General features: G+C 40.5%; 21 protein-coding genes. 7 read left to right on the top strand and 14 right to left on the bottom strand.

Translation table 11 applies throughout. The features are described 5' to 3' along the window. Positions 1-24: 24 nt before the first annotated feature. Positions 25-3,417 carry a transcription-repair coupling factor gene (gene mfd / locus Q4597_RS01435; RefSeq protein ID WP_303404482.1) on the bottom strand — a complete coding sequence of 1,131 codons (3,393 nt, stop codon included), beginning with the start codon at positions 3,415-3,417 and terminating at the stop codon, positions 25-27. Positions 3,418-3,719: 302 nt separating this feature from the next. Here mfd and Q4597_RS01430 point away from each other — a divergent pair, with 302 nt between their 5' ends. Next, entirely contained in the window at positions 3,720-5,069 is a 1,350-nt protein-coding gene (locus tag Q4597_RS01430) for an NAD(P)/FAD-dependent oxidoreductase (protein ID WP_303404481.1), read from the top strand. A 1-nt stretch (position 5,070) separates the two neighbouring features. Here Q4597_RS01430 and Q4597_RS01425 read toward each other — a convergent pair whose 3' ends face one another. Together Q4597_RS01425 and pdeM are read right to left on the bottom strand one after the other, a co-directional pair. Next, complete coding sequence (locus Q4597_RS01425) at positions 5,071-5,871, bottom strand: tryptophan-rich sensory protein (protein ID WP_303404480.1); 801 nt, start codon at positions 5,869-5,871, stop codon at positions 5,071-5,073. A gap of 100 nt (positions 5,872-5,971) precedes the next feature. Further along, entirely contained in the window at positions 5,972-6,604 is a 633-nt protein-coding gene (pdeM, locus tag Q4597_RS01420) for a ligase-associated DNA damage response endonuclease PdeM (RefSeq protein WP_303404479.1), read from the bottom strand. 76 nt (positions 6,605-6,680) lie between these two features. On the opposite strand from pdeM, the gene Q4597_RS01415 reads away from it, so the two are divergent. Continuing rightward, complete coding sequence (locus tag Q4597_RS01415; RefSeq protein ID WP_289060699.1) at positions 6,681-7,115, top strand: lipocalin family protein; 435 nt, start codon at positions 6,681-6,683, stop codon at positions 7,113-7,115. 71 nt (positions 7,116-7,186) lie between these two features. Here Q4597_RS01415 and Q4597_RS01410 read toward each other — a convergent pair whose 3' ends face one another. From Q4597_RS01410 to Q4597_RS01395, 4 genes are all read right to left on the bottom strand, one after another. Next, entirely contained in the window at positions 7,187-9,652 is a 2,466-nt protein-coding gene (locus Q4597_RS01410; RefSeq protein WP_303404478.1) for a ligase-associated DNA damage response DEXH box helicase, read from the bottom strand. A gap of 24 nt (positions 9,653-9,676) precedes the next feature. After that, positions 9,677-9,961 (bottom strand): GIY-YIG nuclease family protein, encoded by a 285-nt coding sequence (locus Q4597_RS01405; RefSeq protein WP_303404477.1) that lies wholly within the window; start codon positions 9,959-9,961, stop codon positions 9,677-9,679. Positions 9,962-10,042: 81 nt separating this feature from the next. Next, the gene (locus tag Q4597_RS01400; RefSeq protein ID WP_303404806.1) at positions 10,043-11,671 is read right to left on the bottom strand and encodes an ATP-dependent DNA ligase; all 1,629 of its coding nucleotides are present in this window, start codon (positions 11,669-11,671) and stop codon (positions 10,043-10,045) included. A 62-nt stretch (positions 11,672-11,733) separates the two neighbouring features. Further along, entirely contained in the window at positions 11,734-12,768 is a 1,035-nt protein-coding gene (locus Q4597_RS01395) for a ligase-associated DNA damage response exonuclease (protein ID WP_303404476.1), read from the bottom strand. Positions 12,769-12,917: 149 nt separating this feature from the next. Here Q4597_RS01395 and Q4597_RS01390 point away from each other — a divergent pair, with 149 nt between their 5' ends. Next, entirely contained in the window at positions 12,918-13,340 is a 423-nt protein-coding gene (locus tag Q4597_RS01390; protein WP_215437513.1) for a TerB family tellurite resistance protein, read from the top strand. A gap of 81 nt (positions 13,341-13,421) precedes the next feature. Here Q4597_RS01390 and fbp read toward each other — a convergent pair whose 3' ends face one another. Further along, on the bottom strand, positions 13,422-14,432 hold the full coding sequence (fbp, locus tag Q4597_RS01385) for a class 1 fructose-bisphosphatase (RefSeq protein ID WP_215437515.1): 1,011 nt from the start codon (positions 14,430-14,432) through the stop codon (positions 13,422-13,424). A 110-nt stretch (positions 14,433-14,542) separates the two neighbouring features. Between fbp and Q4597_RS01380 the strand changes: the two genes are divergently transcribed. The 4 genes from Q4597_RS01380 to Q4597_RS01365 all read left to right on the top strand — a co-directional run bounded on the left by Q4597_RS01380 (position 14,543) and on the right by Q4597_RS01365 (position 18,561). Further along, positions 14,543-15,022 carry a GNAT family N-acetyltransferase gene (locus Q4597_RS01380; RefSeq protein WP_215913716.1) on the top strand — a complete coding sequence of 160 codons (480 nt, stop codon included), beginning with the start codon at positions 14,543-14,545 and terminating at the stop codon, positions 15,020-15,022. Positions 15,023-15,033: 11 nt separating this feature from the next. Then, entirely contained in the window at positions 15,034-15,369 is a 336-nt protein-coding gene (locus Q4597_RS01375; protein ID WP_303404475.1) for a n-acetylglutamate synthase, read from the top strand. A 40-nt stretch (positions 15,370-15,409) separates the two neighbouring features. Beyond that, positions 15,410-16,660: an aspartate kinase gene (locus Q4597_RS01370; protein WP_303404474.1), complete on the top strand. Its 1,251-nt coding sequence runs from the start codon at positions 15,410-15,412 to the stop codon at positions 16,658-16,660. Between the two features lie 89 nt (positions 16,661-16,749). After that, the gene (locus tag Q4597_RS01365; protein ID WP_303404473.1) at positions 16,750-18,561 is read left to right on the top strand and encodes a lysophospholipid acyltransferase family protein; all 1,812 of its coding nucleotides are present in this window, start codon (positions 16,750-16,752) and stop codon (positions 18,559-18,561) included. Between the two features lie 14 nt (positions 18,562-18,575). Here the strand turns inward: Q4597_RS01365 and Q4597_RS01360 are convergent, their stop codons facing one another. The 6 genes from Q4597_RS01360 to Q4597_RS01335 all read right to left on the bottom strand — a co-directional run bounded on the left by Q4597_RS01360 (position 18,576) and on the right by Q4597_RS01335 (position 21,868). Beyond that, positions 18,576-19,076, bottom strand: coding sequence for a GNAT family N-acetyltransferase (locus Q4597_RS01360; RefSeq protein ID WP_303404472.1), 501 nt, complete (start codon positions 19,074-19,076; stop codon positions 18,576-18,578). 13 nt (positions 19,077-19,089) lie between these two features. Next, the gene (locus tag Q4597_RS01355) at positions 19,090-19,488 is read right to left on the bottom strand and encodes a YtxH domain-containing protein (RefSeq protein ID WP_303404471.1); all 399 of its coding nucleotides are present in this window, start codon (positions 19,486-19,488) and stop codon (positions 19,090-19,092) included. 51 nt (positions 19,489-19,539) lie between these two features. After that, the gene (locus Q4597_RS01350; RefSeq protein WP_303404470.1) at positions 19,540-19,926 is read right to left on the bottom strand and encodes a VOC family protein; all 387 of its coding nucleotides are present in this window, start codon (positions 19,924-19,926) and stop codon (positions 19,540-19,542) included. Positions 19,927-19,983: 57 nt separating this feature from the next. After that, positions 19,984-20,445: a DUF1801 domain-containing protein gene (locus tag Q4597_RS01345; RefSeq protein WP_303404469.1), complete on the bottom strand. Its 462-nt coding sequence runs from the start codon at positions 20,443-20,445 to the stop codon at positions 19,984-19,986. 2 nt (positions 20,446-20,447) lie between these two features. Continuing rightward, positions 20,448-20,819 (bottom strand): VOC family protein, encoded by a 372-nt coding sequence (locus Q4597_RS01340; protein ID WP_303404468.1) that lies wholly within the window; start codon positions 20,817-20,819, stop codon positions 20,448-20,450. Between the two features lie 86 nt (positions 20,820-20,905). Continuing rightward, the gene (locus Q4597_RS01335) at positions 20,906-21,868 is read right to left on the bottom strand and encodes a 2-hydroxyacid dehydrogenase (protein ID WP_303404805.1); all 963 of its coding nucleotides are present in this window, start codon (positions 21,866-21,868) and stop codon (positions 20,906-20,908) included. Positions 21,869-22,032 lie beyond the last annotated feature (164 nt).

Genomic DNA, 22,032 nt, shown 5'->3' with positions numbered 1-22,032 from the left:
CTAATATAGTTTAATTAAAACATTTTATGAAACCGGCTCAACGATTTCATCAAATGGAGCCATGGCTTTCAATGCTTTTTCTACGGATGTTATTCGCTCAAAGACCAACAAGAGCCTAAGTCCGTTTCTGGTTTGTTTTTCCTTTATTTTACAGTACTGCGGATGACTTTGTACAAATTGTAAGACTTTGGTGAAAACCGGACTTTGGTAAAAATGCGACTGCTGGTCCGAAATAAAGTAACCAATTAGCTTGCCTTTCTTCATTACTACTTTTTCAATACCTATGCTATTGGCAATCCATTTGATACGTACGGAATTCAATAAATCTTCGGCTTCGGTAGGAAGCTCTCCAAAACGGTCTATTAACTGGGCCTCGAATTTTTGTAGGTTCTCTTCGTCCGTAATCTCGTTCAAATCTGTGTAAAGGGTAAGTCTTTCGGTAATATTGTTGATATAATCATCTGGGAAAAGCAACTGGAAATCAGAATCTAGCTGGGTTTCTTTTACAAAAACTTTCTCCTTATGACCTTCTACTTCTTCATACAGGTCTTTAAATTCGTTTTCCTTGAGTTCGTCTATGGCTTCACCCAATATTTTTTGATAGGTTTCAAATCCAATTTCATTGATAAACCCACTTTGTTCACCGCCCAATAAATCGCCGGCACCCCTAATTTCAAGGTCTTTCATGGCAATATTAAAGCCGCTGCCCAACTCTGTAAACTGGGCCAGTGCCTCAATACGTTTTCTGGCTTCCGCCGTCATGGATTCATAAGGAGGGGTGATAAAATAGCAAAATGCCTTTTTATTGCTACGCCCCACACGGCCACGCATTTGGTGCAGATCGCTTAGTCCAAAATTATTAGCGTTGTTAATGAAAATGGTATTGGCATTGGTAACGTCCAAGCCACTTTCTATGATGGTCGTGGATACCAGAACATCAAACTCGCCGTTCATAAAAGAGAGCATGAGGGCTTCCAATTTTTTTCCGTCCATCTGGCCATGACCAATACCTACTTTGGCATCGGGTACAAGGCGCTGAATCATACCTGCTACTTCTTTGATATTTTCAATGCGGTTATGTATGAAAAATATTTGCCCGCCGCGTTCTATCTCGTACCGAACAGCGTCCCGTATAACTTCTTCCCCAAAACGAATGACCCTACTTTCAATAGGGTAACGGTTGGGCGGGGGTGTTTTTATGACCGAAAGATCACGAGCGGCCATTAAGCTAAATTGTAGCGTTCTTGGAATAGGAGTGGCCGTTAACGTTAGTACGTCTACATTTTCTTTAATGGACTTTAATTTGTCTTTGACCGCAACCCCAAATTTTTGTTCCTCATCAACAATAAGGAGTCCTAGGTCTTTGAATTTCACGTTTTTATTCACCAATTGGTGCGTGCCAATGATAATATCTACTTGTCCTGCTTCCAGCTTTTCTAAAGTTTCCTTACGCTCTTTTGCCGTTCTAAACCGATTCAGGTAATCTACATTTACGGGCATCTCCTTAAGACGTTCCGCAAAAGTACGATGGTGCTGAAATGCTAATATAGTAGTGGGCACTAGCACGGCAACCTGCTTGCCATTGTCTACCGCTTTAAAGGCCGCACGGATGGCCACTTCGGTTTTTCCGAAGCCAACATCGCCACAGATAAGGCGGTCCATGGGACGCTCACTTTCCATGTCTCTTTTAAAATCTTCGGTAGCCTTGCTTTGGTCCGGGGTATCTTCATAAATAAAAGAAGCTTCTAGTTCTGTTTGTAAATAGCTGTCAGGGTCATATTGAAAACCTTTTTCCAAGCGTCTTTTGGCATAAATTTTAATAAGGTCAAAAGCAATTTTCTTGACGCGGGTTTTTGTCTTTTGCTTGAGTTTTTTCCAAGCTGCAGACCCTAATTTGTAAATTTTAGGAACGGCCCCGTCCTTCCCATTGAATTTGGATATTTTATGAAGCGAATGAATACTCACATACAGAATATCCCGCTCGCCGTACACTAGCTTTATGGCTTCCTGCTTTTTGCCTTCTACATCAATTTTTTGAAGTCCACCAAATTTCCCTATTCCGTGATCTATATGGGTTACATAATCCCCAATTTCAAGTTTGTTCAGCTCTTTTAGGGTAATGGCCTGCTTTTTTGCATACCCGTTTTTAAGGTTGAATTTATGGTAACGTTCAAAAATCTGATGATCCGTATAACACACCAGTTTTTGGTCATCATCAATGAAACCTTGAAAAATGGGTGTTACCACGGTTTGATAATGAACCTTCTCGTTAACCTCTTCAAAAATGGCCTGAAAACGTTTGGCCTGTTGGTCACTGGCGCAAAAAATATAGTTGGTATACCCACGTGCTTTATAAGCGTTAAGGTTTTCAATCAACAAATCGAATTTCTTGTTGAAAGAAGGTTGCGGGTGGGTGTTGAATTGAACGGTTAAAGCACCACTAATTAATTCGGCAGTTGTAGTAGCTTCGGTAGTCATAAGCCCAAACCCTTTCAACTGTGATTTAAAATTTTCCGAATTCATAAAAAGCGCTTCGGGCTCTAAATGCTTGATGTCTTGCGATAGTTTAGAAAAAGCTTCTATGGCCTTTCCAAAGAAATCATCCAAACGGTCAAAAATATAATCGGTGTTTTTGGCGAATATGATGGTATCCGAAGAAACGTACTCAAGAAAATTTTGTCTTTTCTCCTCTAGAAATTTACTGGCTACGTTAGGAATAACGTTTATCTTGTTCACTTTGCTCGTTGAGAGTTGTGTGTCTACATCAAACGTACGGATACTATCCACTTCATCACCAAAGAATTCTATACGGTAGGGCTCATCATTGGAAAACGAAAAAACATCTACGATTCCACCACGCACCGAAAATTCGCCAGGTTCCGTAACAAAGTCCACCCTTTTGAACTTGTACTCAAAAAGCACCTCGTTAAGGAAATCAAGTGATAAGGTGTCGTTTAATTTTACTTTAAGCGTATTTTTTTCCAGTTCCCGGCGGGTGACAACTTTTTCAAAAAGAGCATCAGGATAGGTGACGATTATGGCCGGCTTTTTTCTAGAGTTGATGCGGTTGAGTACCTCCGCACGCAAGAGCACGTTGGCATTGTCGGTTTCTTCTATTTGATAAGGCCTGCGGTAACTACCAGGATAAAAGAGCACGTCTTTATCGCCTATGATCTGCTCCAAATCGTTCAGGTAATAGGCAGCTTCTTCTTTGTCATTGAATATGAGGAGAAAGGGCTTGTTTGTTTTTTGAAAGACATCGGAAAAAGTAAACGACAAAGCAGAGCCGGAAAGGCCTTTTAGAATAATAGACTCTGTGTTTTTTGCGTTTTCCGTGAATTTTTGGGCAATAGTGTCCTGCAGTTTCTGCGTTTGCGGAGACTGAGAAAACAGTTGTTGAATAGAAGATTGCGTCAACCGTTAGTTTTTTAAGAACTTAAACGGATTTTATGGTACCGGTCCGTTCAAGATGATAATACCTTGACCTGATAATGAACAGGTCTTTTCATTTTTGTGAGTGTAAAGGTAGCGAACTCGGCTCATGTTTTTGTACCCTATTAATCGGTTTTTTGTGTTGTATTGCTATAAATTAATGAACCTCGTGGTATAGCGTTCACAATTGTAGCGGTAGCATCAATAGGTTTGAGGCAAAAAAAGGAACTTGTTTGACTAATTTGAGGATTGCCGTCTAGTTGCGACGGTGCTAAAAATGAATTCAGATGAAGGAACAAAAATATGATGTATTTGTGATAGGAAGTGGAACTGCCGGTAAGGTAGTTGCCAAAAAATGTGTTGATGCAGGCCTTACTGTGGCCATGGCCGATAAGCGCGAATATGGCGGAACCTGTGCCAACCGGGGCTGTGACCCCAAAAAAGTGTTGTTGGGTGCCACTGAGGTATTAGAGACCAGCAACCAACTTCTAGGTAAGGGAATTAAAAGCATTCCTGATCTGAGCTGGAAAAAGTTGATGAAGTTTAAAGAAAATTTCACTTCTCCCGTGCCCAAAGCAACAGAAGAGGATTTAAAGGATAGAGGTATCACCTTATATCATCAATCGCCCGAGTTTCTGGATGAACAGACATTATCCGTTGAGGGGAAAACCATTAAAGCGGACAAGATTGTTATCGCAACAGGGTATGAGCCTAGAAAATTGAATTTTAAAGGGAATAAACACTTAAAGGCAAGTGATGACTTTTTGGGTCAAAAGAAGCTTCCTAAGAACATTACCTTTATCGGAGCGGGGTATGTAGGCATGGAGTTTGCACATATTGCTGCTAGAGCGGGCGCTAAGGTTACCGTAATAGATTCGGGCAAAAGGCCACTTAAGCCTTTTGATGCGGATTTGGTAAAAGAATTGACCTCCTATTCAAAAGACTTGGGCATCAAATTTATTTTTGGAGCTAAAATTACAGGCGTAAAAAAGGGTTCTAAAAACTATAAAATCGCTTACGATAAAAAAGGAAAATCAGAGATATTAAAAACGCGTTCTGTTTTTAATACGGCCGGTCGTATTCCTGCTATTGCAAAGCTGAAACTAGAAAATGGAAATGTAGTCTATGGCGATAACGGGATTGAGACAAACGCATATCTACAGAGCAAAACCAACGAAAATGTATATGCTTGTGGGGATGTTGCGGATAAAGGTTTGCCATTAACCCCACTTTCTGGAATAGAAGGTAGTATAGTGGCAGACAATATTATTGAAGGTAACAAGGGTGAGTTTGATGTACCGGTTACTCCTTCTGTGGTGTACACGTTGCCAAATTTAGCTTCTGTAGGCTATTCCGAAGAAGAGGCAAAGGGAAGGTATAAAAATGTGATTGTCAATTTTGAGTCGGTACCGGATTGGTTCAATGCCAAACGTGTTAATGCTCCGGTATACGCGTATAAAATTCTTTTGAACCAGCGTACTCAGGAAATTGTTGGTGCTCACCTTATTGGCCCTGAAGCTGGTGAGACTATAAATCTATTTGCTATGGCAATTAATCAAGGTATGACCGCTGATCAAATAAAAAAGACCATATTTACGTATCCATCATGGTCCAACGATATTAAATCCATGGTTTAGCTTAATGATTATTGAGCCGTTCCTTAAGTTTATGAGCTGGGCTGGTGTCCTTGTTTTTGATGCCATGTATCATTGAAGAAACAAACAGAATTACGGATGCAACAAGTGCAGAATAGGCAATCAGTTGATAGTTTTCTTGGTGTCTAACAAATATTGCGATAAAAGCCCAAACGGCCACAAGTGCAAATTCGCGCATGTTCCGTTTCCAAGTGATGGTCAGATTTATCGCCGTGGCAATACCGAGAAGTATAAGGGTCCATACTTCTTCTGAAAACGGACCTCCGCTCCAACCCAATTTCGTTAGATAAGCGGAAATATTAGCAATAGTTGCTACCGCAATCCATCCGCTATAGATACAGATAGGCCACCAAGTGAAAGCAATAATTTCAATAGGAGCGTCCCACCTTTCCATATTCGTATTCAGAATAATTTTAATGAGCGAGAATAGAATTCCGAGCATTATCAAAACCGATAATCCGGTATAATCGAAAACAAAGGCCAGCACCCATGCCGCATTGAGCATGTTGGCGATAAAGAACCAATATCTCGTTTGATTAATAAAGTCACTTTCCTTTTTGCTGAAAAAAGCCCGTCTCACCTGAAAAATAGAATAGCCAATAAGACTTAAAAAGATGATTCCCCAAATGGAAAAAGCATATCCCGCGGGAGTAAAGAGATTATCATATTTGGCACTGATTTCTCCTATCGTAGTTTCATTCAACCGAAATGCTTGAGAAACATAATTGACTAAAATCACTAGAATTACCGAAAATAAATTGAGGATGGAGTATGTTTTGGCCATGTTTTTTTTGCTTTAGGCAAATGTAGTCAGCTCAACTTATTTTAGTGAATCGTATCCCTTTTAAAAAGAACTTTTTTAATACGGGCAAGCAATATAAACGTTATACCTTAATGACCTCGTCATCGGCAATTACGAAAATCTGGTCACTTTCTTGAGGTTCCAGAACATACGTCCCCGTAAATGCGCCAAAAGCGGGCAAAATCATTTGATTTTTTGTTTTGAAAAAACAAGGGAGTCTCAGGTGTTGACGCCCAAAACCCTTCAGTTTTATAGCAGGATGTATGTGTCCGCAAAAATTGAACAAACCTTCTCTTTCTTCAGGGTGGTGGGTCAGAAGAAAGCCTTCTACGATTAATTCGTCAAATTGGTCTATATCCAATGCTTCAAATCTTTCAGGAGCTATGATGTCATGATTGCCGGTAATCAATGTGATTTTTGATGGGGTTTTTGCCACCCAATTCTCAAATAGTGCCCATTCTTTATTGATGTGCGAATGAAACAGGTCTCCCATAAAACATACATTGAAAGGTTGGTAGGTTTTGATGAGTTCATCCATCAAAATATAATTTTTATGTACCGCATATTTTGGAACCGCGGCACCAAATTTTCTAAAATGAGAAACCTTCCCTAAATGCACATCACTTATGAGAAGCGTTGATTTTTCCTCCCAAAAAAGTGCTCCTGAAGGGTGCATGATAAAATGGTGTTTTTTTATTTCCAAAGATGGGGCCATAACGAACAAAGATACTAAAAGGATAAATGATCCGTTTTGTTAAAAATCAAATAACAAAAACCCCAAACCTTTACTTATGAAAAGAAGTTTTATTTTATTCAGTGCAATCGCCCTAGGTCTGTTTTCTTCATGTAGCGACGACGATAGTTCGGATACGCCAGAAGATACGTTAAAGGGCTCTTGGCAGCTTACTGCAGAACTAGAAAACGGTGACCCGTACGAGTTGGATAATTGTGATTTAGAAGAGACTATTGTGTTTAAATCCGATGGAGTCTTTGAATTTTTGGATTATGACCCAGCTGAAGATAATGAGAATGAATGTGTTCTAGATGATGATAGTTCGGTTGGTGAATGGTCTATATCGTCAGAAGGTAAATTAATTGTTATAGAAGATGATTTTGAACCTTATACAGTTGACTATGCTATCTCAGGCAATACATTGACCATTACTGATATTGAAGAAGATGGGGATGAAACTTTTGTCTACGAAACGATATATATTAGAAAATAGTCGAAAAATACAGTACTAAAGAACATCATGATAGCCTGCTAAGTCCTAAGGATTAGCAGGTTTTTTTGCTCTTATTTTTTCATTAGAATCTTGGTCATCCGCTTAATACGATCGGCCAATTTTTCCGAACTCAGTTTTTCTCGCAGTCTGTCCGTTATAATCGGAAACGAAAAGGGAGTGGCTTTTAAACATTCCTTCCAGACAATAGTTTGATGTTCAATTCGCGTAAGGGCCATTCGTAAACGTCCTTCTTCCAATTGATGCTCAAAAGTTTCGGTGAAAGCCTGTTGAAAAAGTAGATTGTCCGCCTCATAATCCTTAAAAACATCAAATAATAACTGGGAATTGCTTTGCAGGTGCTTCATTTTAATATTTTTATTAGGATACCCGGTAAAGACCATACCGCTAATTACGGCGATATCGCGAAATTTTCGGCGCGCCATTTCGTTGGAGTTGAGGCTCTTCTGTAAATCGGACAACATATAATCCGTAGTGAACAAATCATTGTCCAAAACCGCTTGAATGTCTATGGGCTTATCGCTCAACATCTCAAAACCGTAGTCATTGAATGCCAAGGAGACCGTTATAGGTTGCAACAGACTAATTCGGTAAGACAGCAAACTACTCATAGCCTCATGAACGGCCCTGCCTTCAAAAGGGTAGAATATGTGGTGGTACCCGTCTCTGGTCTTAAAGGTTTCTATTAAAAATTCCGCAGGTGTGGGAACGATACTTTCTTCCCGCTGTTTGTCGAAAATAGGTTTAAGCGATTTTAATTCCGGACCTTGCAACTCATTGGCAGCAGCTTTGTATAGTTCTTGACGAAGCAATTCTGACATCTGTGCCGAAAAACTAAGTCGACCTCCCATCCAACTAGGAACCTTATTGGTCTTTTTGGTGGAGTTACGTACATGCGCCTGCATGCCTTTAATACGGATGAATTCCAAATTTCTTCCTGCAAATGTAAAGACATCCCCTCGTGTTAATTTAGAAATAAAATACTCTTCAATAGAGCCGATGTAACCTCCGGTTTGGTACTTGACGGTAATAGTAGCATCACCAACGATTGTCCCGATTTGAAAACGATGGCGCATGGCAATACCGCGGTTGTTCACCTTAAACTTACCATCTTCTTCAACCTCCACTTTTTTATATTCGTCATAACTGCTAAGACTCTGGCTGCCCATCACCAAAAAATTCAATAGCCATTGCCATTGGTCTTCGGTGATACCTTGGTAGCAAAAAGTTCGTCTTATTTCAGGAAAAATATCATTGGGATAAAACCCGTCCGAGATGGCCAAAGTGGTCAAATATTGAAGGAGTACATCAAAACTGTTGAGGTAGGGCAGACGGTCTTCCACGGCATTATCCTTGACGGCTACTTGTAATGCGGATGCTTCAATAAGTTCCATGGCGTGGGTAGGTAAAAAATGAATGACACTTTCTTTTCCGGGTCGGTGGCCACTACGGCCCGCACGTTGTAAAAAACGGGCTACGCCTTTTGGTCCGCCAATTTGTATGACCGTTTCCACGGGAGCAAAATCCACACCCAGATCCAAACTAGAGGTACAGACCACGGCTTTAAGACTCTCGTTTCGGATGGCCTGTTCTACCCAAAGCCGCGTTTCTTTGTTGATGCTTCCGTGGTGCATGGCTATCACTCCTGCATATTCTGGGTGTTTTTCCAAGATTTTCTGGAACCATATTTCACACTGGCTACGGGTATTGGTAAATAGCAGGGTGGTTTTACTATTGTTGATGATAGGCACAACATCTTCCAATAAGTGTAATCCTAGGTGCCCGCGCCACGGGAAGGTTTCCATCTTCTTGGGAATGATGCTCTTTACCTTGATTTTCTTTTTGATATTCGCCCTTATCATAACGGAATTTTCCAAGGCATCGGTCTGTGGGCCTAATAATACTTCCCGAGCTTGGTCCAGGTTGCCAATTGTTGCTGATATTCCCCAAATACGGAGGTCTTTGGATATGGTTTTCAAACGGGATAAGGCCAGTTCCATTTGAACACCTCGTTTGGTGCCCAACAGTTCATGCCATTCATCAACCACGATTGCAGAACAGTCTTTAAAAATCTTATCGTAGCCTTTTGTAGCCAATAAAAGCTGAAGACTTTCAGGCGTTGTAATCAATAGGTCGGGCATTTGTTTTTTCTGTCCTGCCCGTTCTTTAGCCGTCGTATCGCCGGTTCTTATGCCTACGGTCATCTGGGTTTCTAAATCTGCGGTGACCCGCTCTGCCGATTGCCTGATTTCTTGTGAAAGTGCCCGTAACGGGGTAATCCAAATGGCTTTTAAACCTTTTTTGTGTTTGGTCTTGTACTGCGGATTTTTCTTGATGTAGTTCAAAACAATGGGAAACCAGAGTGCATAAGTTTTACCACTGCCCGTAGGGGCGTTTAATAGTCCGTTTTTACCTTGTAGGAAAGCTTTCCAAGTATTTTTTTGAAACTTGAAAGGCTTCCAGTTTTGTTGGTCGAACCAATTTTGTGCGACTTGATAAAGTTCTTCTCTTGTAGTCATTGCGAGCAGCGCGAAGCAATCTGTTTAATGTATGGAAAGGTCAATCCATTCCGGGTTTTCTTTGTTAATTAAGTCCATTTTTCGTTTTCTATTACCGGCCTTTAATTGTTTTTCTCTTGCAAAAGCGTCTTTTATGTTTTCGAATTCTTCAAAATATACAAGTAGCGTGCAATTGTATCTCTTACTAAACGCATTCTTGTATTTGCCAGTTTTATGTTCGAGTATTCTCCGTTTTAAATCGTTTGTAGCACCTACATACAGGACAGTTTTGTTTTTATTGGTCAATATGTAACAATATCCTTTGGTCATACATTTGTTCCCTAAGTAAAGCTCTCAATTATATTATACGATTCTGATTAAGTAAGTTAGTGATTATACCAAATTATAGGTTTACTTGCTGGGAGATTCCTTCACTACGTTCGGAATCATCGACTTTAAATCGTCTAAGGAATTGGCTTCATGAATATTTTTGTCTTTACGCCATCTCAATATCCTTGGAAATCTAGTGGCCACACCGCTTTTGTGCCTCTTGGATAAAGCTATGCCCTCAAATGCAATTTCAAACACGTGATGAGGGGTAACCGAGCGAACGGGTCCAAACCGTTCTAAGGTGTTTTTCTTGATCCAAGCATCAACTTTTCTAAATTCTGCATCGGTCAATCCTGAATAGGCTTTGGCAAAAGTAACCAGTTCTTTTTCACCTTTGTCATTTTCGTTCCATAGAGCAAAGGTATAATCGGTAAACAGATTACTGCGTCTACCATGTCCTCGCATGGCATAGGTTAGGACGGCATCAATGGTTAATGGGTCTACTTTCCATTTCCACCAATCCCCTTTTTTTCTTCCCACTAAATAAGGGGAATCCTTACGTTTAAGCATGAGTCCTTCGCTGAACATTTCCCGGGAGCGTTCCCTCTCCTCGGCGACTTCCTCCCAAGAGCTAAAATGCATCGTTTCGGAAAGGTGAAACGGTATATCTGTTTTTTTCGTCTTTTGGTATAATTTTTCTAAAATGACCCTGCGCTCAGCAAAAGGTTTGTTTCTGATATCATTTGCCTCCCATTCCAAAATATCGTAGGCCTTTAGAACCACGGGTACCTTTTTAAGTAAGGCCTTTGAAACGGTCTTACGTCCAATGCGTGTCTGTAAATCGTTGAAAGTGCCTATTTGTCCATCAATGTAGGGGAGAATTTCCCCGTCTATCACCGTGCCATTGGGAATGGTTGTTTTAAATTGATTGAACTCAGGATATTTATCGGTCACCAATTCTTCACCTCGGCTCCAAACAAACAGCTCGTCATTTCTGAGAATTACCTGCGAACGTATGCCATCCCATTTATGTTCTGCGGACCACAGGCTGACATCGCCCAAATCTTCTGGCTCACCTTCAATAGCATACGCAAGATAAAACGGATAGGGCTTGGACAAATAATCGCTTTCGTTTTCTTCTAAAATAAGCTCTTGAAAGCTAATTACGTTAGGGTCCCAGTTCCCCATAAGTTTATAGGCCAAAATATCTTCATCTATTTCAGTGGCCTTTGCCAATGCCCTGGTCATTAATTTCTGGCTTACACCAATGCGAAACCCTCCGGTAATCAATTTGGTAAATACAAACCGCTCATAATAATCAAGTACTTTCCAGTTTTCAAAGAGGTAGGTTTTTTTATCATTGTCCGACTTCTTTTTTAACGCTATCATCTCCTCCAAAAATTGGGTCAATGTTTTTTCTGTGGATGTCTTGCTGGATGGAACAATGAGAGCGATGGTTTCGGCCAAATCGCCCACAATGTGATAGCTTTCCTCAAACAACCAAAGTGGAATGTTGGCCAGTTCGGAAGCCCATTCCCGTAATAGGGTGGTGTTTACGGGACGAGGTGGGCGACGATGCGATAAAATGGCAATCGTCCATACTTTGTCCTTGTCGCTCGCTGCCAAAAAATAATCCGTCAAGGCCTGGACCTTAACATTGGTCTTATTGGTGCTGTCCAAGGTTTTTATCAATGCGGCAAAACCACGCATACCAAGTTCCTTCGATTCAAAAACCGTAGCATTATCAATTTCCGATGTAGTTTGTTCTTGCTTCATGAGGTTTGGGTTTCAAGGGGTGTGGTCTCTTCTGGGGTAGTGCTGTCTTCCTCATCACCGTATTGGGTTTCTTCCGTACGGGCATCATAACCCTGTTCGCGCAGGTATCTTGAAAAGATTTCGGTATACCCGTGGGTGCAAATTATTTTTTCCGCTCCCGTTGCCTCAATGCTGGATAGGAGCCCCTGCCAGTCGCAATGGTCGCTCAGAACAAAACCTTTGTCAATCGCCCTTCTGCGGCGGGCACCTCTAAAAGTCATCCAACCACTTGCGGAAGCCGTAACGTATGGAACCATTTTACGAATCCAAGTGCTGCCATGTGCACTGGGCGGAGCTAGAACAATATTTCCGAGAAGTTCCTCATTTTTAGTTTCCTTGGTAATTAAGGTCGTTTCGGGAAAATCCACTAATGGGCGAAGCACTTGGGTCATGTTCTCAATGGCTCCATGGGTGTATATCTTGCCGATATCCGTATCCAGATATTTGAGTAGCCTTTGTGCCTTTCCCAGGCTATAACCAAATAGAATTGAGGTTTTCCCCTCAGCCTGGTTATCTGTCCACCACTGGTTGATATCTTCAAAAACCTCTTGTTGGGGAGTCCATTTAAATGCGGGTAGACCAAAAGTGCATTCCGTAATGAAGGTATCGCATTTGATGGATTCGTAGGGGGTAGAGATACCGTCGTTCTCGGTTTTGTAATCTCCAGTAAACACCCATATCTCACCTTTGTGCTCTACTCTAATTTGTGATGAACCGATTATATGGCCAGCAGGATGAAGGCTGAATTTTACATTATTGATGGTAAAGGATTCTCCCCATTCCCTACCGGAAACATTAATTTCCCCTAGACGGTGACTGATAATAGGTACATTTCTATGATGTGTAATATATTGCTTGTGCCCCCACCTGCTATGGTCTGCATGACCGTGAGAGATTATGGCTTTATCTACAGGTTTCCATGGGTCTAGATAAACCTTGGCGGCACTGCAATAAATACCTTTATCTGTGAATTCAAGAAGCGGTTTTTTCATGTTCATTGAAAGTTACGTAATATTCTGAAATGCCATCCGTATACATTAAGATATGGTTTAATGCCAAGAGACAGGGTCAAAATAATCATATGGGAGGAAGGGAATGACCTCTAAAAAAATTATATTTGCTGCCAATAAAATTGATACATATGGCAATTGCAGATTTATATACTAGTGGAGAGCACAGAAGAAACTTAGCGCATTTTGCGGCTATTGCAACTTTGGCTAGTGTAGACGGAGAAATAAGCTCGGAAGAAAAAAGTATGTTGGACCGTTTTGCGGCAAAGTTTGATATAACTGAATCCGAGTATAAAGAGGTGATGAAAAAGGAGAATAAATATCCTATTGACCCACCACATACTTCAGAAAACAGATTGGAGCGTCTTTATGACCTTTTCCGTATTATCTTTTCTGACCATCACATAGATGATGAGGAAATGGTACTATTAAAAAAGTACGCTATCGGACTTGGTTTTTCAGGAGAGCAGGCCGATAAGGTAATTGAGAAGTCTGTTGCTATTTTTAGCGGAAGAATAGATTTTGATGATTATTTATACCTTTTGAAACACTAAGGTAAAGCATAAAAGAAGCCCGGAAACTATTTATTTTCCGGGCTTTTTTGTTTTTAGAATGCTTTGGGGTATTTGGTGCGATCAATGATATTTGTCTAGAAATTCTTGTAGTTTTTCTACCATTTTTCTGCTTCCGCAGAAGAAAGGCACACGTTGGTGCAATTCTGTAGGAACAATATCCAAGATGCGGGTTTTACCACCAGTTGCCAGTCCGTTGGCCTGTTCGGCTAAAAATGCCATAGGATTACATTCGTATAAAAGACGCAGTTTGCCCTCTTGGGTTACACTACTTTTAGGATACATGTAGATACCGCCTTTAATCATATTTCTATGAAAATCGGAGACCAAAGAGCCAATATATCTTGAGGTATAAGGTCTGTCTCCTTCTTCGGCCTGGCAATATTTAATATAATCTTTTACCCCTTGGTGAAAATGCACGTATTTACCTTCATTTACGGAATAGATAGTTCCGTTTTCAGGAAACTGCATGTTAGGGTGCGATAGATAGAAGGTGCCAATAGCGGGATTCAATGTAAATCCGTTTACGCCATCTCCCGTAGTGTAAACAAGCATGGTTGAAGTTCCGTACACCACATATCCCGCAGCTACTTGCTTATTTCCGGGTTGTAGAAAATCCTCAATGGTAACGGGTGTGCCTACTGGGGTAACTCTTCGGTAGATAGAAAATATAGTACCTACGGAAACATTCACGTCTACGTTAGACGATCCGTCCAAAGGGTCTATCAGTACTACATATTTGTTTTGGTTATCCTCGTCGTTACTGTTAATGGCGATAAAATCATCCTCTTCCTCAGAAGCTATTCCACAAACAATTTCCCTGTTAGCTAAGGTATTTATGAATTTTTCATTGGCAAAGACATCTAACTTCTGTTGGTCTTCCCCTTGAATATTAGTCTCACCGGCTTTTCCAAGAATATCTACTAGACCGGCTTTATTTACTTCGTGGTTAACCACCTTTGCCGCCAAACGAATGGCATTGATTAATTTTGAAAGCTCTCCAGATGAGTATTTAAACGAATCTTGATTTTCAATAATAAACTCTCCGAGCGTTTGGTTTTTTTTATGGTGCATGTTTAGGCTGTTTATTTGACCACAAATATCGGCTATTTTGTGAAACTATGTTCCATTGGTTTAGATTTGAATGTTTAAATTTATAACTTCGTGTTTTATTTATAACAATTATGAGCTATTCAATTCGAGAAGCCCAAGAGGGTGATATGCCGCAAGTACTGACATTAATTAAAGAACTAGCTGTTTTTGAAAAGGAATCCAATGCTGTTGAGGTAACCGTAGAGGATTTGAAAAACGATGGTTTTGGTGAAAAAAAACTTTTTCACTGTTTTGTTGGTGAGACCCAAGAAGGGATTGTGGGTATGGCTTTGGTCTATCCAAGATACTCTACTTGGAAAGGACCGGTAATTCACCTAGAAGACCTCATTGTTACGGAAAAAATGCGTGGTAGTGGCCTGGGAAGTGCCCTTTTAAAAGAAGTGGTCAATTATGGGAACGACTTGGGTGTACGAAGAATCTGTTGGGAAGTATTGGACTGGAACGAGCCGGCCATTGCTTTCTATGAAAAAAATGGGGCAAGGGTAATGCGCGACTGGGACGTGGTGCAATTAGACGAGAACGGCATTAAAACATTTTTGGAACTCCAATAAGGTCTATTGTAATGAACTACGACGGTAAAAGGTTCCGCCCGGTGCATAATTCCGATAACGGGGAAACCACACAAGAGACTATTTTTAAGTATCGCCAGACAGGCAACATTCTCACTTCTGAGTATGCAGGAGGTAAGATTGTAAAAGGCCATCTCATAGGTTTGGTAGATGAAAACGGAAATATAGACATGCGCTACCATCAAGTAAATACAGATGGAGCATTAATGACAGGCACATGTTTGTCTAAGCCAGAAATAAACAAAGAAGGAAAAATAAAGCTACATGAAAGTTGGCAGTGGACCTCTGGAGATGGTTCCCGAGGAACATCTATTCTAGAGGAGCTTTAATCTTTTTAGTATAAAAAATTTAAGATAAATAGTAAAACATATGCGAGTATTTAAGTTTGGCGGTGCATCGGTAAAAGATGCTGATGGAGTAAAAAACGTGGTGAATGTACTAAGGCAAACAGGCCATGGGAATACTATGGTTGTTGTATCCGCCATGGGCAAAACTACTAATGCTATGGAAGCAACGGTAAATGCCTATTTTAATGATAAGTCCGCTTTAACGGCTGCTTTTCAAGAAACAATAGCATATCATGATGCTATTCTTAGAGACCTTTTTTCAAACAATGGCCATGAGGTATTTGCTTTGGTCAAAGGTTTGTTTGATGAGGTACAAGGCTTTTTGGCTTGGAACAAATCGCCCAATTATAATTTTGTGTACGATCAAGTCGTGGGTTATGGCGAATTAATTTCAACAACTATCCTCAATGCCTATTTGAATGATGTAGGGATAAAAAGCAACTGGGTAGATATTCGAGATTTTATAAAAACCAATGACAGTTATCGTGATGTTTCCGTAAACTGGGAGAAGACCCAAGACCGCATTTCCAAAGGTATAGATAAATCCAAATTGAACATTACCCAAGGTTTTTTAGGTAGTGATGACAATAACTTTACAACTACTTTGGGTAGGGAAGGTTCGGATTATACCGCGGCTATATTGGCCTATTGCTTAAATGCGGATTCGGTTACTATTTGGAAAGATGTACCCGGTGTACTTAATGCCGATCCAAGGTATTTTTCCGAAACCCAACTGCTGAACAACATATCTTATCGTGAGGCCATTGAGCTTGCGTTCTACGGAGCATCAGTAATACACCCAAAAACGTTACAGCCTCTGCAGCAAAAAGAGATTCCGCTTCACGTAAAATCATTTCTAAATCCAAAAGATCCTGGTACCACGGTAGGTAAAGGAGTTGGCATAGAGCCAAAAGTGCCTTGTTTTATCGTGAAGAAAAACCAAGTTCTAATGAAGCTTTCCTCATTGGATTTTTCGTTTATTGTAGAAGATAGTATAAGTGAACTTTTTAAGTTGTTCCATGATCACAAGATGAAGGTAGATCTGATACAGAATTCCGCAATTAGTTTTTCGGTTTGTGTAGATAATCGTTTTGGACGTTTAGAGGATCTTTTAAACTTGCTTAAAAGTAGGTTCAAGGTCGTGCACCATGAAGGCGTATCTCTCTATACCATAAGACATTTTGATGAAAAGGCTATCGAGTCTTTGCAAAACGGACATGAAGTTCTTTTAGAGCAACGGGGTAAGGAGACACTACAGTTGGTGGTAAAGTAATATTGACCGTGTAAGTCTAAATTTGTTAAAAAGGGAGTCTCCTCTAGTGTTTTTCCTATCTTAGCGGTCACCTAATTGATAAAAGAACTATGGGTTTAGTGACCGCAAAAGAAGTGGCCAAAGCTACCAAACTTGATAAATACGGGGTTTTTGGTACGTTTTCGGCTTGGATACTGCTTAAGGTCACGATGATTTCTAACATGAACAGGAAATATGATAAGATGAGCCATCTAGAGGGCTCGGAATTCTTGGATGCCGTTCTTGAAGAGTATGAAATTGATTATGAAATACCCGATGAAGACTTAAAACGTTTGCCAAAAGAAGGACCTTTCATTACAGTAAGCAACCATCCTTTAGGAGGGATAGATGGCATAGTCTTATTAAAGTTGATGCTGGGCCATAGGTCAGATTATAAGGTAATGGCCAACTTCTTGTTACAGCGTTTTAAACCCTTGGCACAGTACATTTTCCCGGTAAATCCGTTTGAAGACCGTAAAGAGGCCAAGAGCAGTATTTCGGGATTTAAGAATGCCATGTTGCATCTAAGGCAAGGTCACCCCGTTGGGATATTTCCTGCAGGGGAGGTGTCTACTCGCAAAGAGGGTAAAATAGCGGTAGATAAACCTTGGGAAGAAACGGCAATTAAACTTATTAGAAAAGCAGAGGTGCCTGTTGTTCCCATTTATTTTCACGCCAAGAATAGTAAATTGTTTTATCGCTTGGCAAAAATCAGTGGGGTGTTCCGTACCGCAAAGTTGCCTTCCGAAGTATTTTCGCAAAGAAACAGACCTATTAAAGTACGTATTGGTCAACCTATTTCCGTGGCAACTCAGAAAGAACAGGAAACGTTGGAAGAGTATTCCGAGTTATTGCGGAGAAAAACATACATATTGGCCAATGCTTATGAAAAGGAGAGGTTAATAGATCAAATACCCACATCTCTAAAGTTACCCAAACAGCCAAGAAAAATCGCCCAGCCCGTTAGAGGAGAGGTTATAGAGGCCGAGATCGAAAAGCTTGTTGAGAATGATAGGCGAATGGTGCAAAGCAAGAACTATGAGGTGTTTTTGGCACCTGCGGATGAAATTCCGTTTACGCTTCAAGAAATTGGTCGTCAAAGAGAGATTACTTTTCGTGAAATTGGCGAGGGCACCAACAATTCTATAGATATTGATGAGTTTGATGCGTACTATCACCATATGTTTTTGTGGGATAACGAGGCAAAAGTAATTGCTGGAGCCTACCGTATGGGGCTCGGTTCTGAAATCTTTGCAAAATATGGCATAGATGGGTTTTATCTTCAAGATTTATTTCGGTTTGAGCCTGAACTTTTTGGTATGATGAGCAAGTCCATAGAAATGGGAAGGGCTTACATCGTAAAGGAATATCAATTAAAACCTATGCCGTTGTTCTTGCTCTGGAAGGGTATTGTACATACTACGCTGCGCCATCCGGAACATAAATATTTAATTGGTGGTGTGAGTATCAGTAACCAATTTTCCAACTTTTCTAAATCGTTAATGATCGAGTTTATGAAGAGTAACTATTGGGATCCCTATGTAGCCCAGTATGTACGACCTAAAAAAGAATTTAAGGTAAAGTTGAAGGACGCCGATAAGGAGTTCGTTTTTGATGAGACTCAAGCCGATCTAAATAAGTTTGATAAATTGATCGATGAGGTAGAACCAGGAAATCTTAGGTTGCCCGTTCTCATTAAAAAATACATCAAGCAAAATGCGAAAGTAGTCGCATTCAATGTAGATCCATTGTTTAACAACGCCATAGATGGGTTAATGTACATTAAGATCGCAGATTTGCCCGAGAGTACGGTAAAACCTGTAATGGAGGAGTTTCAGGCGGAACTGGAGCGTAAGTTTATGGAGGCGCAACAAAACGTTTAGGGGGCTGTTTTAAGTTAATCTACGCCCACTACAGTACTTCTTCTTTCAAACAATAGGTTGTCTTTCCAGAGACCGTCTCTTTTGCCAATACGCTCACGTTTTCCTATATACCTAAAACCCATTTTTTCATGAAGTTTGATGCTTCCTTTGTTTTCGGGAAATATACCGGATTGAAGTGTCCATAGCCCGTTCTCTTCGCTTTGCATGATTAGGGCTTGCATAAGTTTTGAACCTATGCCTTTTCCCCGTGCCTCTTCAGAGATGTAAATGCTGACTTCGCCAACACCTCCATAAACACAGCGGCTAGATACCGCCGAAAGTGCCGCCCAACCCAAACACTTTTCCTTTTCAATAGCTACTATTCTACAATGACCAAGGTGCGCTTTATCCCATGCTTGGTATGTGGGAGTTTGTTGTTCAAACGTGGCGTATCCGGTTGCCATGCCATCAACGTAAATTTTAGAAACGGAAGGCCAATCTTCGGGGAGCATGGCCCTTAACTGAATTTCTACCATAAAAAGTTGAAAGTTATAGACTTTTAAACCAATCTTGAAAATACTCACCTACCACAACTGTGGGGTCCATTTTATTGCTGGCCGCATTTATAAGGCTCATAACGATCAATACCAGTCCGATCACAGCGGCAAAACAACCTACAATGGGGATAATACCCAGAACAATCGTCAGCAGCCAGATGCCAAGGGTCTGTCTAATGTAGAAACTTCCAAATTCTGTTCTGTTCTGCGAGTTCATTATGAGTGCTACGATCCACCCTATTATTGTAATATGTGCCACAATGGCCACAATTTTGCCGTTATCAGGACTGTTAGGGTCAAAGGTCTTCTTTACTTCTTCTTGAAATTCGTTTGCGGCTTTTTTAGCATCTTCTGCAAAGTCTTTTCCAAATTCTTTTTTTTCGTCGGACATCGTGTTGGTTGTTTTGGTTATTCTGTTCTTAAATGTAAGTCGTTTTTTCGATTATAAAAAAGCCTTGTCAATAGGCTCCCATAATTCTAGTTTGTTGCCTTCGGGGTCTAAGATCCACCCGAACTTACCGTATTCGTATTCCTCTATTTCGCCTACAACGGTAACCCCTTCCTCTTTTAAAGCCTCAAGCAACTCAACCAAATTTTCAACCCTAAAATTCATCATGAACTGTTTCTTGCTAGGTTCAAAATAGTTGGTGTCCTCGTTCATAGGGCTCCATTGGGTAGAACAGTCGTTTCCCTCTTTATCTTTCCACCAAAACGTACAACCATATTGGTCCGTATTAAGTCCTAAATGTTCTTTATACCATGTCTTTATCCCGTCAGGGTCTTTTGTTTTGAAAAAGAAGCCTCCTAAACCTGTAACTCTGTTTTTCATATGAATCCGTTCTAAATTTATGAAATGATTGCTAATGGTAGATGGTAGTCAATATAGTTACTTTTTGGTTTTTGTATTTTTTTCATACAATGCGATCCAATCGTCTACGCTCATTTTTGTACTGAGTTCAGCAATGAGTTCATAAGGTATGTCTGTCATAGATTTAAACCGAATGCAGCTTTTGCCCATGTCCAGTTTGCGTTTGCAATGTTTTGGATACTCCGTTACAAACCAATCATAGAGTTCTGGATTAGCATAAATTCCCGAATGGTATAATGCTACAAAATTCTTTTGAGAAGCTAAGTTTATAAAGGGAAGTGGAAGTTTGGGATTGCAATGGTAACCGTCTGGATAAAGGGAGTGCGGTACTACGTAACCAAGCATTCCGTAGCTTATTTGTTCCTCAAATCCAGTAGGAAGATGGTCCAAAATTGTTTTTCTCAATTTGGATATGACTTCTTGGCGTTCGGAAGGAAGCTGTGCTATATAAGCTTCAGGTGAATCTGCTTTATAATTCATGATCAAACGTGTTGGTCAATTAAAATAGGATTTCCGTCCGGGTCCTTTAGCATACAGGAAGCCGGTCCGGAAGAACTTTCATCTGCCTCAACATCTAATTGTAAACCTTGGGCCTTAAACTTTGCCTGAAGTTCCCGAACATCGGTAAAAGAATCCAAGGGTTCTGCGTTGGAATTCCACCCGGGATTAAAAGTAAGGATGTTTTTATCGATCATGCCTTGAAATAGACCAATAGTGGCATCACCATTTTTCATGATTAGCCAATTTTGAGCAATATCTCCGGCAAAAACAGAGAAGCCCAAAGTTTCGTAAAATTGCTTTGAAACCTGAATGTCAAGGACATTCAGGCTTACCGAAAAGTTACCTAATTGCATTGTTTTTTGATTTTGGATGAACAAACTATACGCTCCATAATCCGATCGGGGGAACGTACATGCAATTTGGATTATGGTCTTCTAAGTTAGCAAAATTTTGCTTTTACCTTATCTACTACGGTCTGTGCCAGTTTTTCTAGACTTTCTACGGTCCATCCGGCTACATGGGGTGTGAGCAATACGTTTTCTGCTTGAATAAGATATTGAAACGCTTCTGGCATCTGACTAAGGTCTGCTGTGCCATTGGCGTGGGTCGTGAACATATTTTCAAAAGAGGCCTTTTCGTACTCCAATACATCTAGACCGGCACCCAAAACTTTACCCGATTTAAGGCCTGAAACCAAATCTTCACTAACCACAGCTTTACCTCTTGCCGTATTCAATAACCAAAACGGTTTGTGGAATTTTTCTATGAACTCTGTATTGATCATGCCAATGGTAAGTTCCGTTTGGGGTACGTGTAGGCTTAATACATCTGTACGTTGGTGCAGTTCCATAATACCTACTTGGCGAGCATTTTCATCGCCTACACCACCTTGTATGTCATAACAAATAACTTCTACATCAAAACCGCGTAGTTTTTTTGCGAATGCCTTACCCATGTTGCCATACCCAATAATGCCAACAGTTCTGCCATCTAGTTCTATGCCACGGTTGCCTTCGCGGTCCCATTTTCCGGAGCGAACTTCTTTATCTGCTTTTTGTAGTTTGTTGAAAAGAGACAGAAGCATTCCCAACGTATGTTCCCCTACAGCATTTCTGTTACCTTCAGGCGCCGCCGCCAAGAATATACCATTGGCTTCGGCATGGCGTACATCAATGTTTTCCAGTCCCGCACCCAGTCTTCCTATAAATTGAAGTTTGGACGCTTTGTTCAGAAATTCACTATCAATACTAAATCTACTACGAATGATGAGTCCGTCATATTCATGAATTTTAGCTTCAATTTCTGCTTTAGAAGAAGTGTAGTCTTCATCGTTCTGAAAACCTAGTTCATTAAACTGTTCTATTAAGAGCGGATGGTTGACATCCACATGTAAAATCTTCATTTTTCCTTCCATAGTGTTCTGGCGTTTTGTGTCTTTTCAAATTAATCATACAAACCCTGTTGTTTCCATATGGAACGGCTCATATATTGAAAAGATGTTTGGTCTACCTGAGGCGGTATTCTTTTTACTCAGATGGATGATAATTAAATGGTCTTCTCCACTGA

The sequence above is a fragment of the Zobellia sp. 1_MG-2023 genome, from assembly GCF_030549125.1.
GTDB lineage: Bacteria > Bacteroidota > Bacteroidia > Flavobacteriales > Flavobacteriaceae > Zobellia > Zobellia russellii.
The sequence above is the reverse complement of the archived record's forward strand: the minus strand, read 5'-3'. Positions and strand labels throughout refer to the sequence as shown.